We start from the raw sequence: 15,160 nt of genomic DNA on the forward strand, positions 1-15,160 counted from the left end.
TTAATACCATCCTTCAGTTTGCTTCAATTCATATCCTCGGGTTTCATAATCATTAATTTGATTTAAACCTACAGGCTGTAGATATGGGTTGAGATTAATCTGGTTTAAAAAAGGCAACCTTCCGCCAGTATTGGTATGCCTATAGAATCCCATCATCATGGAAGCATTTGAACCATTATATGTTGTCTGTGTACCATCTAATTTCACGACGGAAAGGATACCAACATTGGCAGGTCTCAACTCACCAGGTAACTCTGTTGGGAAATTAACCCAGCCACCGGATAATAAATCGAGGTTATTATCTGTATCTAAATAGTCTATTTTAGACCACCTTCTTAAATCAACTAATCGTGAATGTTCGAAAGTAAACTCCATACGGCGTTCACGACGTATCTCCCAAAGTAAAGTTGAAACTCCCGGATCACGATTCGGGTCATTGGGCAAATTACTTAATTGCAAAGATGCTGTTGGTTGAACACCTCTGTCAGCCGCTTCCTGATGAATTGGTCTGCTCCTTATCTTATTAATAGTTTTATCGATATCCGCTTGGGTAACCGCTTCGCCACCGATTGTGGCCAATTCCGCTTTCGCCTCAATCCAGTTCAGCAGTACTTCCGCATAACGCAAAACAGGGTAATCCGTATCATTATTGCTACTTGTAAACTGAGGTAATGGTGCTAACCCATCCACTTTTACTCTTTTTTCAGACTCTCTAGGCAGAAACTTCGTTGCGTATACTAAAGACGCCCTATTTAGCGGCTCTGGTTTGCTATAAAATGTGGCTTCAAATCTCGAATCCCGAGTTTTGATAAGACTTGTCAAATCAAACTTATTTGCATCTGTTAATCCTGAAACTTGATATGGGCTGCCGTCAGCACAGATATAAGCCTTAATTAAATCCGTTGTCGGCCCAACCGCTCTGGTTTCCACTAAATTGCTATAGGACGCCACCGAATGCGTTACACCAATCGCAGCATCATACGCCCGGTATAGTAGTGCATCCCGGGTACCATTTGCGCCAAGATCTGTAGAGGTAAACAATGATTTGTAATCCAATACAATATCGTATCGCCCACTACTTATGACAAAGTTACCGGCATCCAACGCTAAATTAAAGAATTTCGTTGCACGTTCATTATTGTTATAATAGTATTTCTGCCAAGAAGCTTCATATAAAGCAAGACGTGTTATAAACCCAGCTACTATATACCGATTAACCGTTCTGAGTCCATCGTTCAATCGAACATTTTCATACGCATAAACCAAATCGTCATATACCGCATCCATTATTTCATTACGTGGGGTACGCGGTTTATACAGCTCATCCAATTCGTTTGCAAATATCTCCCGGTCATAATATGGGACGTCGGCGTACTGCAGGACCAGTTCAGAGTAGCGCATTGCCCTAAAAAACCGACCTATACCCAACCAATGCGCTTTAGCCTCATCCGATAAAACAGACGAATTTGCCTTCTGTACTCGGTCAATCATAATATTAACTGATCTAACCGTAGTATAACTCCAAATACTGCTGTTTGGCACCGCGCGGGTCACGTTTGCTTGATTGCCAAATGTAAGTACATCATCGCTGTTTGTAAAACTCAATAGCGCTGCCCCACCCTGTGCATCAAAATTCACTCCGTATCCAACAAAGAAATTCGTGTAGAATTGGTTTGCGTACAATCTCACATTTTCTTCTGAGTTCCAAGCCGTCCCGTCAGTTTCACCGGTAAGCTGAGGCCTGTCCAAAAATTTGTCGCAACTACTAGAGGCTATTATCATAGTAGCTAATAGTATTATATATATAATTTTCATATCTTTTCCACTTAAAATTAAAAACCAATCTGTAAGCCCATTGAAGCCGATTTGAATGCCGGATTGGATGTACTTGTACGACCTAGATTATAGTTGCTTTCCCTTAAAGACGAGTAACCGGAAATTGCCTCCGGATCAATAGGCAAGCCTCTTAAATTGTCAAAAGTGATAAAGTTTTCCAAAGAGACATATATCCGTGCATTTTTCATCTTTGCACGGCTCAGGACGTTTGCTGGAACATTATACCCGAAAGTTATATTTTTCACTCTTAAGTACGACATATCCAACATATAACGTGACTGTGGACGCATCGTGTAGCCCTGATCAGACTCACCAAGATGCCAAGCTCTCGGATAGAATGCATCGGTACGATCCTCGCGCCAGTAGTCAGAAGCGATCGCCAGCGGCATCGCACCTTCTTTCGCAGACCAGCCCGGGATGGCCAATTGACCAGATCCCCAGATACTTCGTTTACCAACTCCCTGCAAGAATACCGAAAGATCGAAACCTTTAAAGTCAGCTCCTAGTCTAAATCCATATTCGTAACGTGGTGTGGTATTTCCAATTAACACGCGGTCCCCTGGGTTTCCTACCGTATTAGTACCATCATCAATAAAACCATCTCCATTAAGATCTTTAAATTTTACATCGCCTGGAGAAATCATCATTACGGCGCCACCATCCTGAAAATGCGTTTGATAAACCGGATTGTCCCCTGCTAGCACGTTTACAGTTTTTGCAGTACCGTTTCGAATAATAGTCGTCGTCAAAAAATCGCCGTTGGCATCATAAAGAAAATCATCCTTTTGATATAACCTATCTGTTACATACCCAAATACATCACCGTACCTGTTTCCTGTGGAAAAAGTACTACCTAACGTTCTGTCCTCTGGCGCGATATTCCAATCGGCTCCTCGCGTAGTTATACTTGTTGCATCAGAGATATTAGCATTGACCGTTAACCGTAGACCATTTTCGAAGCTATGCGAATAATCAGCTGCCAATTCCCAGCCTCGGGTCCTTAAGTCACCATAATTGCCTCGCGGAACGACAGCTCCTAATGTATTTGCAACGCTCAAACCTTCTATTATCATATTTTTAGTATAGCGTTGAAACCAATCTGCAGACAACCCTAGCCTATTATTAAAAAAACGGAAGTCTCCTCCGATATTGAGGTGCTCTATACGTTGCCAAGCAATATCCGGTTGTACAGAAGCAGGCGTTCCCAATTGATAAACCCGATCACCAGTATTACCTATCCAGCTATTTTGGGTAATTGGCATAACAGGAACATATTCGTCATTTGGGATAGATTGATCTCCAATAGAACCCCAAGATGCCCGAAACTTTGCAAAAGACAAAACTGGGTTAAGGCTTTCCATAAAGCTTTCATTAGACAATACCCATCCGGCGGATAATGAAGGAAACCACTGCCATATCAGGTTTTTAGAAAGTCTCGAGGAACCATCCCGTCTTAAATTTGCTTCAAATAAGTACTTGTCTTGGAAGGCATAGTTAAAACGTCCGAAAAATCCAACCTGCGAATCCCATTCATTACTGCCCGTGACGAATTGCTCTCCAGTAGCAAACTGAAACTGCGGATTGTCCGGGTTTAATAAAAAATTATTTACCCTTGAAGTATGTCCTACGATATCATAGGCCACAATATTGGTACCCGCCATAAACTTTAGTTCGTGCGAATTTCCTAAGTTTAAGTTATAGGTCGAAAAAGCATTCACAGTATGTCGTTGTGCACGCAGAGAGCCTCGCGATACATACGTGTTATCTTTTGTTGTGTGATCTGCAATTGGGAATTCGTAGGCAGGGACTCCGCCATCCTCGGTAACGTTACCGGCTTCATCTACATATATAGGATTTCCCTCGGCATCCCGCGCGGCATTCACTCCGTACCACGTTGATTTTGCTTGCACGTAAGGTACCGCAGCGGAATTGAAAGTATTTTCGGAGTTATATGAATAGTCCGCCACCAAGTTCCAATTATTGGTAAAGTCAATTGTAGTTCCTAAATTTAAATTCAAAAATCTGTCATTTTTTATAGATGGTGGAGCGGCACTCGCTGAAAAAGCTGGATCGATAATATCCTCACCATTTTCTTGAACCCCTATTGGAAATAAACGACTCCAGCGGTATAAATATAACCATGGATCGGCACCAAAACCACCTGTATTTAAGGACGTCGGGTAGCGCTTTCTAGCCTCCGCAAACATCGCCCCTCCGCGAACTGTCAGAAAGTCATTTACTTTAGTAGAAACTCTTAGGGAAGGGTTCAAACGCATATAATCATCATATTGCGCCGCTTTCATCATCCCTTGCTGTCCCACATAACCCAATCCCAAATTATAGGACGTCTCGCCCCGCCGTCCATTTAGGCTCAGATTGTGTATTTGCGAGAACGCATTATTACGGATCATGGCATTAACAGGATCATAGATCCGTACACCAAATTTTTGCACACCATCCCAGTACCAATCGCGATTATATACGACAGGGTCGTTGGGACCGACGGTGCTTCCGTAAAGCTCTTGCCATTCCCGTATTCGTTCCAGACTTGTCCGATCTATTCGCCAAAATCCGCCAGCAGGACCGGCCTGTCTCATATTCTCATGCGCATCCAGTGAATACTCTATACCCTCAATACCTGCCAATTCAATTTTTTTAAACGGCGACTGCATGACGAAATTATTTGAATACGTCACTTCGGTTGTTTCTGTTTTCGACCCTTTCTTTGTTGTAATTAATACAACCCCAAAAGCAGCCTTCGAGCCATAAATAGATGTAGATGCAGCGTCTTTAAGAACCGTCACTGTTTCAATATCATTTGCATTCACATACTGGAGACTGGGTACTTCGACATTATCAACCAGTACTAATGGCTGACTATTTCCCCGAACAGAACCGACCTGACCACGAATACGCAACAATGGATCCGACCCCACTTCTCCAGATGGTATCCGAATATTCAATCCCGGAATAACGCCCTGTAAACCACGAGCGGGATCGGGAATAGGCCTATTTCCAAACACTTCATCTGCATTGACAGAAGAAACTGCGCCCGTTAAATGCGCTCTTTTTTGTGTACCGTAACCTACCACAACCACCTGCTCTAAAGAGTTTTCTTCTTCTGCAAGCACAACGTTTAGATTGTCAGAAGATACTTTTACATCCTGCGATTTAAAGCCGACATACGTGAAACGTAAGATCGATCCCTGCGGTGCAGAAATGCGGAAACGTCCATTCTCATCTGTCGACACCGATGTGGTACCTCCCACAAGGGCAACTGTTACTCCGGAAAGTGGCCCACTAGCTCCCGAGACTGTCCCCTGGACAGTATTTTGCACTTGCCTATTCGGGCTATAGGCATCGGCTGCCGAAAGATTAGAAGATATCGCTACTTTCGCGGCATACGCATCGGTAGAAACAACTAATCCCAAAGCAATAGAAAATAGTAAAGATCTTCTCATTGTTAGTTTGTTAAATAATGTTTGACTTCTATCACAATTTGGTTTAAAAAAATGCAGTATTCCTAATGATCTAAAAACAAACCGCTCAAAACCGAATCTAATTTAGTTAATAAATGTTAAAAACAAAATAAATTATGCATTTTTTATCACCTTTTAATTTTTATATCGAACAAAACCGCACTATCAGTACCGAAATTGTTTCACTTCTCTATTCGAAATCTGGATAGAGCAGGTACTTCTTACGCATCTGTTTGTATGCGGTCAATTCAGGTTTCCACGACTCCTTAATTTCAGCTTCCGTTTTTCCCTCCAAAATCTGCTTGCGGAGTTCATCTGTACCCGCTAGTTTATCGAAGAATTCTGCGCGTGCAAAAAACTTGGATTTATCTGGCATCTTGTTATAAAAATCGAGCACGTATTTCAGTGTGAACTGCTGACTATCTGCATCCAATCCTCTTAAATCTACGCCGTACAATTTCTGACCCTTCCCTTCTACATGCTTTGCCATGCCAGCTTTCTCCCCTGGAGTATAAGAGAAATCACCATAGATCGGATCATTATGGCCCACTACCTGAAACGGCCAATCAGTCCCTCGTCCTACGGATATATCCGTACCCTCAAACAGGCAAAGTGACGCATACAACCGCACCGACAAATGGTTGGGTAGACTTGGTGATGGAATAACCGGTAATTCATATAACGATGAATGGGTATAATTCTCGACGGGCACAACCGTTAATTTACATTGCTTCCCATTCTCCAGCCATTTCTCACCATTAATCATTTTTGCCAATTCACCAACGGTCAGACCATGTACCATGGCAATCTTATGAAAGGAAACATTAGATTTAAACTTATCGTCTTTACGCACCGGCCCATCTACCTGATCACCACATGGATTCGGTCGATCTAATACGATCAACTCCTTATTATGCTTTACACATAATTCCATGACACGATGCATGGAAGTGATATAGGTATAAAAGCGTGCCCCAACATCCTGCAGGTCAAATATCATCACATCGATGGATTGTACAATGGAGTCTTGTTTCTCATTTCCGCCATACAAGGTATACAATGGCAGACCCGTTTTATCGTCAACATCGTTACTTACTTTTTCACCACGTTCTACCGTACCTCTAAATCCATGCTCAGGGGCAAAGCCAAATCTCAAATCCACCTTTTCGCGCAATAATACATCGACCAAGTGCTCCTTTTCAGCGCCTACAATAGAGGTTTGATTGCCCATAAGCCCTACTTTCTTACCTTTTAGCAAGGGTAAATAAGCAGAAAGTTGGTCTGCAGCTGGAATAATGCGCACAGCTTCTGCGCTCGTATCTGTTTGTGAAGAAGTATTTGTAGAATCATTCGACTGTTGTCTCGTCGTACACGAAGCCAATACAACGAATCCTAATAATAATGCCGTAGAAAAGCGTATGATCATAATTCCAATTTATGTTAGTCATTAATTAGTTGTACTCAACGTGCTATAAAACAGCATAATCGAAGTAAACTGAAACTAAAATAATACAAATCATGCACAATACAGCAAAATAATCACATTTTTTAACAACAAAACGCACAAAACACCATTAAAACACGCAACACTATGCAATATGTATTTACAGGGAAAAGCTAAAAAGTGTTAAAAAATGTATATTTCAAGCCGAAAAACCAATTTATTAAAGCTTTTAGCATTGATCTTCGTGTACAAAATACACAATTACGTAACTTTTCAATTACAATAAAAGATATAAAGTATATTAGTAACAAAAAAAAGGCTTTCCGTTAAGAAAGCCTTTTGAAATTTCAAAAAATGTATTATTCAGCAATGTCCCACCAAACAGGGTATGACCATACATCATCGCTTAGCGCATTTGGATGAGAATTAGCAAGATTCTCCGAATTGTAGTTGATTTCATGTGAAACCTGGCGAACACGTCTAAACTGCTTTCCTAATGGGATTTTAACTTGAGCAGCGGCTGTTACCGTATATTCATATGGCACCGCCCAACCTGGATAAGATGTTACACTAAAATCATGTCTACGCATATCGTTCCAGTTCTGTTGAGAAAATGAAAGTGCAATAAACTTTTGCGTCATAATCTTTCCTAACGTAATATTACTAGCTGTACCGATACCATTATCTAAGAAATTATCAATTTTAGTTTGTTCCATAGGCGATTTACTTGGATTGATATTTCCGTATGTCGACAATTTGGCATTCATCAGCTCAATATGCGCTTTTATGCCTTCTCGATATGCTGTAAACGCTCCACCGTTATCACCCTTCTTCAAAAGTACTTCTGCCTTGATAAAACACATTTCTGGATAAATGAGCAAATGCGTGGGTGCATCTGGGCGTGAATAGAAAGTACCAGTTGACACAACCGTACCATCTGCCCATCTAAATATATCACTAACATCTTGATTATAACCTAAAGAACTACTGCGAAAAGAAACGTATACGGTGTCACCCCATCTATTTTGATTTGCAGAGTTCACGTACCAAGAATGGGGAGTAACCGTTCTGTTATTAGACTGGATCTCGTTCGCAGTAGCATTATAAGATGGATTTATCGGCCCCGCATTCATTCTAATATCAGATTGCATATCAACACCTTTCGACCGAATAAAGCGCTTAGGTATGTCGTATTGCGCCCAAGGAATCAACTTGTCAGCGCGAGGATCCTCAATTCCTTTATTATCGAAATTTGTCAATATATTTTCATACCATTTAGTAATGCGAATATTGCTATTCATTCCCACATTATCAAAAACAATAGAAGCCATGAGCGGATCACCGAACAAGATATCTCCAACATTGTCGCTAACCACGTCTACATGGTTCACGATAGTGCTTTCACCGGTAGTTTGCGGCGCCTTTTCCAGCGCAGCTAAGACCTCGTCAGGATTATATATACCGGTTTTTTTTGATAGGTTATTTAACCATCTTGCCTTTAAACCATAACACAATTTCAGCCACTTGCTTACATCCCCGCCATTCCAACTGTCTCCTTCAGATAACGCGGTTGCAGTAGAAGGTTGTTCCATTTCAAAATAAGCAATTGCTTGTTCGATATCTGCTAAACAGCCTTCGAAAATAGTTTTACCATCATCAAACTTTGGCGTTATAGACTCTCCTAATGCTTCAGTATATGGCATTTCCCCATACCAGTCCGTCATTAGCATAAATCCCATAGCGCGTAATACCTTTGCAGCACCCAAATAGTGATAAGCACTCTCTCTTTCTGCTCGTTCCTCCAAATCTTTTAGGTTAGAAGCTGCTGCTACGAAAAAAAACTGATAAGGAGTTGTAGACATACCTGCGATAGGATTCCATCCAGCAGCCATACTCTGTTGTGCTGTGCTACTTACAAAAGTAAGCTGCTGCGTCACATATCCCGCCCTTGCGCCCGCAGTTCCTTGGGCATATAGCAAATGGTGTTGTATCCAAGGCAATCTACTTTTGACTGTAGCTACCGAATTTGAAGGCGTATTCGGATCCTCATTAATATCCAACCAGCTTTGCTTGCACGACACTAAGGCAGATACAACAAATAATGTTAATATAATATTTTTAAATCTTTTCATCACTAAGCATATTAAAATTTCAAATTCAAACCAAAAGCAACCCCTGCAGTATTAGGCACACCATTAAAGTCGATACCCACAGAGCTCGACCCTACCACACCCGAACCAGCAGCGGATGTTTCCGGATCCATTCCCTTGTAGTTCGTTAACAACCAAAGGTTGGTTCCGGTAAATGTAGCTGTTAATCCTTTGATAGCTTTAGACACCCTAGCGGACTTTAATAATTCGTTAGAGAAATTATAAGATAAAGAAAGCGATCTCAATCTCAGCCAATTGGTATTTGTCATAAAATTCGAGCTTTCTCTCGTGTAAAAATCAGACCAATAATCCTGAATAATCTTACGACCACTAGTCTGAACGCCACTGATATCATAAAATTCCCCAGCTTCATACGTAAAAGTCCGATCTTCAAATATTGGAGCTTCTGCGGTACCACCGGTGCGTACAGCTCCAGTTAAATTTAGCACATCTCGATCCATTGATCTCGCACTCATACCGTTGATAGTCATAAAATAATCGGTTCCATTATAAATATCTCCCCCAATTCTAAAGTCAAAAAGAAAGGATAGGTTCAAATTTTTATACTGGAAACTGTTGTTAAAACCACCAAAAGCCTTTGATTCACGATTACCAATATTATAAGTGGTTAAGTTGTCGCTGGTAGGCATTCCGCTATTTGCGTCTAAAATTACACGTCCATCATCAGTCCTATTCCACTTTGAGCCAGAAATTGCCATAAAATTACCACCATTGAACGATGCGGCTTTTGCATTTCCGACTTGCACGTCCGTGACATAAAGCACGTCAAGTCCCTGCAACAAGTTATCAACCCTTCCTCGGTTGCCTGAAATATTTATTGTAGATTCCCACACAAAATTTTCCTTGGCAATTGGCTTTCCTGTGAGAGACAATTCCATACCTTTGTTGTAAATATCTCCCGCGTTCACAGAGGCAAAAATATAGCCCGTAGACTGACCTGTCCTCGGAGATAAAATTTGATTATATGAGTTATTCGTGTAATACGCATAGTCTATACCCAATCGCCCTCCAAAAAACCTAAGCTCTGCGCCGATCTCGAATGAATCTGTATTTTCAGGCTTTAGATAAGGATTCCCTCTTTGCCAGTTGTTTCCAGTTCCAACTAAACCGCCCAAGAATTCTCTTGGAGGCCATAAATACGTATTTGTTACATAGGGGCTTGCGTCCTTACCCACTCTCGCCCAAGACATTCTAATTTTACCGAAATTTAACCAACTCAAATCGTCAATTAATTCAGTGAAAACAAAACTACCTCCAACCGAGGGATAGAAGTAAGACCTGTCGGCAACAGGAAGTGTAGATGTCCAATCATTACGTCCTGTTACGTTCAAGAATAACATATCTTTATATGATGCACGGAACTCGCCATATAGACCAAATAATCGTCGATTCGAGTTCACAACCCTCATAAATTTATTAGCGTCAATAATATTACCAAAACTAAAGAAATCTTCGACGCCAAAATCATACCCCATTCTACCGTTATTAGTTGTCTTCGTTTGTTCTGAGAAAAATCCAACCAAAGCACCTAAATCAAAGTCACCGACTTTCTTATTAAAATTAGACATCAAGTTTGACGACCAATAATTAAACTTTACGTCACTTTCTGACATCATTCCGTTCTGCCAAATATCTTTAACAGCGCCCTGAGCACCTATAATGGTAGAGTTTTTAGTCAAATAGCTATCAATACCCGCTCGGTAAGAAACATTCCACCAATCAAAAACATCAATATTTGCATTGATATTACCGGTAATACGTTCCGTATGGTCTGTTAACTTATTCTTATTTATAATCCAATAAGGATTTTCTATGTCATCCCTAAGTTCTTGGATACCTTCAAACATTCTGAACTTTGTACCGTCTTCGTTTAGATATCTTGTCATATCATCACTGCGAGACCATCGGTAGATTGAATTCATAGCTCCGGTACCACCCGAATCATATAACCCTGCCGACGTTAAAGTTTTGTCGGTATTTGCCAATGAGTAAGCAACGTTAGTACCTACTGTTAATTTACCGTACTTCTGATCTCCATTAAAACGAAAAGTAGTCTTATCAAATCCAGTATTTGGTATAATACCAGTTTGATCAAACCTAGAAGCAGACAAATAGAACGACCCGTTCGCATTTCCTCCGGCCAAACTCAAATTATTATCGTAGGCCGCTGCATTTTGAAAGAAATCCTCAATATTATTATAAATCGTCTCCCCTGCAGCAAATTCTTCTCCCCACGACTGGGTAGTATATGTATCCATTACACCAGCTGCATTATAGTATCCTCTTTTGAATCTATTCTGTTGTTCTGGAAACCTATTTACCCAATTTGTAGAAGCTCTGGTAGAAAAGTTAATTTCCGCCCTTCCCTCTTTTCCCTTCTTTGTGGTTATGATTATCGCTCCAGCTGCGGCTCTAGAGCCGTAAAGTGCAGCAGCTGCCGGCCCTTTTAATACCGATACATTCTCAATATCCTCTGGATTTACATCCATGATCCTATTACTGTTCGTGGTAGCCGTTGATGTAGCCCCGTCAAATGCGCTATTACCTCCAATAACAGTAGAGTTATCATAAATCACTCCGTCAACAACAAAAAGCGGTTGATTATCTCGCTCTAGAGAAGTCCCACCTCTTAATATAATCTGAGCTCCAGCTCCAGCTGCTCCTGAAGTTTGTGTAACATTAACTCCTGCTATTTTACCGGCTAGCGAGTTAACCATATTAGGACTCTTATTCTTCATCAATTCTTCTGCATTGATATCCTGGACTGCGTATCCCAAAGCTTTTTTCTCTCTTCTAATACCGAGGGCCGTCACAACCACCTCGTCCAATGCTTCTTCTGTCGACATAAGCGATATATTATATACACTACCATCTCCGACAGTTTGCCTTTTTTCTTCGGAACCTATAGCTCGGAATACTAATACTTCTCCTGGCGCAGCCTGAATCGAGAAGGAACCGTTTTCGGAAGTTTGCGTAGAACGTGTCGTCCCTTGCACTGTTACCGTTACGTTCCCCAATCCTTCACCAGTTGCAGAACTAACACGTCCTGAAACCGCTTTTTGCTGGGCCATCAAACAGGTTGTGATCATAAACAACCCGATAAAAACTAAGAGTAATTTTTGTTTCATACGTTTGATAGTTTGTTTGTTAAAAAATAATTAATTTGTACTGTTACAATCAAAATAACTGGATTTATCATAAGCTTAACGTGTACAATACTACTGAAAAAAAAATAATCCTGCATTATTTTGCAAGATTATTTATAATCATTAAGGAATTTGGAACAATTACAAATTAAAACTGCTTAAAATTCACATTTAACACCGTGATTATGCTTCTTTTCAATTTTTATCCGCAAATTAACTAAAGACGTGTTTATTCAGAAGACCACTTTTTGTAACATCCATCCAACTTCTTTCTCTCAAAATCATCTAGCTAATGTAAAGATCGATTGAACTGTCATTTCAACCAAAACCGAATACAGCGACGAGGGGGACTGACACACCTTTCTCTTTAACTTCCAAAACCTGTTAAATCAAGAAATCGGAACTGGACAAGTCCACATATGATGTGTGCTATACCTTTGTTTTAGACAATCGGTACTAATTAAGTAACCGTATCTAGAAATAAAGATATAGCAAAAATGAAAACAAGAAAAAGACATATAATTGGTTACAGCCTGCAGATTTTTCTGCTGATCTTTTGGCTGTACGTTGCACTGGATAAACTGTGGGGACTAAAAGCTTTCCACATTTCATTACTGCGGCAACCCTTTCCAAATTGGTGGGCGGATATACTGTATTGGAATCTTCCACTATTCGAACTGGGAATAGCGTTATTGTTTGTATTCGCGTCGTCATCGCGAGGAAAGAATGACCGACGCGATCTTTTAAATAAACAAAGATTGCTTCCTCGCTTCGCTCATCGCAATGACGTGGTTTTTAATCCCTACCTCCTTTCCGCCCTACTCCTATTGATCTTTACCATATACATCGCTTTAGGTGTAGCCGGTCTTTACGCCAAAAAGCCCTGTGGATGCGCTTCGGTATTTTCTGGGCTATCATGGGAATGGCACCTGCTGGTGAATATAGTGTTATTGGGGCTATCGACCCTCGGTTGGTACTTGAGTGGCCCAACCAACCCAATCGATACAGCTATACGCTATAAAAAATCCATCAAGCTGTTTTGCACCTTCCTATTGTTTGTCTCGATACCGGTCTACCATATTGTTTTAGTTGTTCATAAGAGGTTCCCAAGAAAGTTTGCTCCCTTCCCGGGTAGGCCGGTATGGGTATAAATTATGATACGTGCCGATATACCCCGTAAAAAGTATATCCGGGGCTTTAGTGATCACTCCACCCCGTTAAAGATTGAAGGGAGATCAGCTGTTACTCAAAACCAGTAATATGGAAAGTTTAAAAAGCTACATAACAGCCATAGTGGCCGTAGCTGTAATATTAGGATTCTCGGCATTTAAAGTTGCAGAGAAATTTACTCAACCGCAAAGTGGTTGGTATCAAATATCAGTCAATCCGTCTGCACCAGATGACAAATCTCAGCAGATAATAGGAGGATTTGAGAGCGAAACTGCTCCCAATGAAGAAAACTGTAACCTCGAGTCTGAGGAAACACCTCCTTGTCAAGTTCATTTAAATCTGACGAATTTCTCCGGAGCCGCAACTCCAGCAGGGCTATCGGTCAGTGACGCAACAAATCCATCTACCTACAATGGTGCATTGGATATGAGCCAATCTTCGGATGGCTATGCAAGACAAGAAGAAGAGTAAATAACTAGGGTGTTTTAAGGATGTAGCCAACCCGCGTAAGCAGGTTGGCTATGTTCTTTAACAATAAGTCAATTTTGTTCAATTCCCGACAACTCAATAACATCGTCCGGAATCCGCCAGATATACTTCCCTGAATTGGGGAGCAATTCGTAAGTTGTCCCGTTTACCTCTTTTGAAACCTTTCTTGCAAAAGCTGGTTCTTGGTTTAATCTTCTTAGGTCTTCCCATCGGAGGCCTCGAAAAGCAAGCTCCCGCCGCCGTTCCCTGATAATCTCGTATAATAGCGAAGATGGCTCGTCTATCAACAAAGGGATGTAAGATCCGGTCTCAAACCGTTTACTTCGCAATACATTTAAATCTGCGAGCCCCTGATCCAACTTGTTTAGCCGAACATATGTTTCCGACCGGATCAAATAGAGTTCCGACGTGCTCAGGCCTACAAAAAACGGCGTTGATCCGTGATAAGATCCTTTAAAAAAGATATTATTGATACTTCCCTTGTCATAAAAAACTACTTTACGGAGATCGGCTTCTTCATATAGATCATATAGCTCGGGATCAATGTGCATCCTGGCTCTGCCCAACAAATTAACAGCGGGCGCATAACAAAAGAACAGCACCTCTGGGTTACTCTGTCCATAATCCGCTTCAAAGGGCTTTGCGGTATTCAATGTATTATAATCAATCAACTCGTCTGAATAAGACAACGCCAGGTCTGCGTATGTTAATGCAGATTGATAATCTCTCATCAATAGGTACACTCGTGCCAACAGCGCATAGGCAGCAGGCTTTGATGGCCGCATCTTCGCTAGCGGTGTAACAGGCAATAGATCTGCGGATTCCTTCAGATCCTGTATGACACGAGCATATGTCTCCTTCACGCTATTTCTTTTACTTCTTAGGGTAATATCCGCTTCCAGCCGCAGCGGTAATCCCAATGGATCATCTGTATCTGCCGAAAACGGTTTACAGAACACCTGAGCGAGCTGGTAAAAATTCAAAGCGCGAAAAAACAAAGCCGAGCCCTTAACATTTTTCCATTTTTCGCCTGTCTTTTCTGAGGCATCAAAGGAATCTATATTATCCAGTACCAAATTGGTGTGCAGTATCCTTGAATAGGCATCGTTCCAGTCATCGCCGTCCGATCCTTTATAATAATTAAGATTCCACAGGTATGCTTCTTTCCGCGGAATGTTAGTGAGCGCCTCCCATACGGCTGTAGTGAGATAATATTCATCGGAGCCGATCAGTCCGAGCACATGTGCGGCATTTGAATTCATTTTGGCCGTTGAGTTGTCCATCAGCGCCTGATAATCGTCTAAAGAGCGCATTGTCCCTATGCTTCTATCTGATTTTACGTCTAGAAAATCTTCCTGACAACTGATCAAGAAAATGGATATTGTATATAGTGTTATTACCAAACATTTCATATGTAAACAACTT

General features: G+C 41.1%; 8 protein-coding genes. 2 read left to right on the forward strand and 6 right to left on the reverse strand.

Annotation, left to right across the window (positions count from 1 at the left end; translation table 11 throughout):
• The 5 genes from FAZ15_RS05535 to FAZ15_RS05555 all read right to left on the reverse strand — a co-directional run bounded on the left by FAZ15_RS05535 (nt 1) and on the right by FAZ15_RS05555 (nt 12,058).
• Nucleotides 1-1,782, reverse strand: coding sequence for a RagB/SusD family nutrient uptake outer membrane protein (locus tag FAZ15_RS05535; RefSeq protein ID WP_238387162.1), 1,782 nt, complete (start codon nt 1,780-1,782; stop codon nt 1-3).
• A 50-nt stretch (nt 1,783-1,832) separates the two neighbouring features.
• Nucleotides 1,833-5,297, reverse strand: coding sequence for a SusC/RagA family TonB-linked outer membrane protein (locus tag FAZ15_RS05540; RefSeq protein ID WP_136900322.1), 3,465 nt, complete (start codon nt 5,295-5,297; stop codon nt 1,833-1,835).
• A 208-nt stretch (nt 5,298-5,505) separates the two neighbouring features.
• Nucleotides 5,506-6,741 carry an exo-beta-N-acetylmuramidase NamZ family protein gene (locus FAZ15_RS05545; RefSeq protein ID WP_136900323.1) on the reverse strand — a complete coding sequence of 412 codons (1,236 nt, stop codon included), beginning with the start codon at nt 6,739-6,741 and terminating at the stop codon, nt 5,506-5,508.
• 377 nt (nt 6,742-7,118) lie between these two features.
• Entirely contained in the window at nt 7,119-8,891 is a 1,773-nt protein-coding gene (locus tag FAZ15_RS05550; protein ID WP_136900324.1) for a SusD/RagB family nutrient-binding outer membrane lipoprotein, read from the reverse strand.
• A gap of 11 nt (nt 8,892-8,902) precedes the next feature.
• Nucleotides 8,903-12,058 carry a SusC/RagA family TonB-linked outer membrane protein gene (locus FAZ15_RS05555; RefSeq protein WP_136900325.1) on the reverse strand — a complete coding sequence of 1,052 codons (3,156 nt, stop codon included), beginning with the start codon at nt 12,056-12,058 and terminating at the stop codon, nt 8,903-8,905.
• Nucleotides 12,059-12,573: 515 nt separating this feature from the next.
• Here FAZ15_RS05555 and FAZ15_RS05560 point away from each other — a divergent pair.
• Nucleotides 12,574-13,227, forward strand: coding sequence for a MauE/DoxX family redox-associated membrane protein (locus FAZ15_RS05560; RefSeq protein ID WP_136900326.1), 654 nt, complete (start codon nt 12,574-12,576; stop codon nt 13,225-13,227).
• A gap of 109 nt (nt 13,228-13,336) precedes the next feature.
• A complete protein-coding gene (locus FAZ15_RS05565) occupies nt 13,337-13,717 on the forward strand; it encodes a hypothetical protein (protein WP_136819014.1) in 381 nt (126 codons plus the stop codon).
• A 68-nt stretch (nt 13,718-13,785) separates the two neighbouring features.
• Here FAZ15_RS05565 and FAZ15_RS05570 read toward each other — a convergent pair whose 3' ends face one another.
• Entirely contained in the window at nt 13,786-15,147 is a 1,362-nt protein-coding gene (locus tag FAZ15_RS05570; RefSeq protein WP_136900327.1) for a RagB/SusD family nutrient uptake outer membrane protein, read from the reverse strand.
• Nucleotides 15,148-15,160 lie beyond the last annotated feature (13 nt).

Origin of the sequence: Sphingobacterium olei, from assembly GCF_005048855.1 — a bacterium.
Taxonomy (GTDB): Bacteria; Bacteroidota; Bacteroidia; order Sphingobacteriales; family Sphingobacteriaceae; genus Sphingobacterium; species Sphingobacterium olei.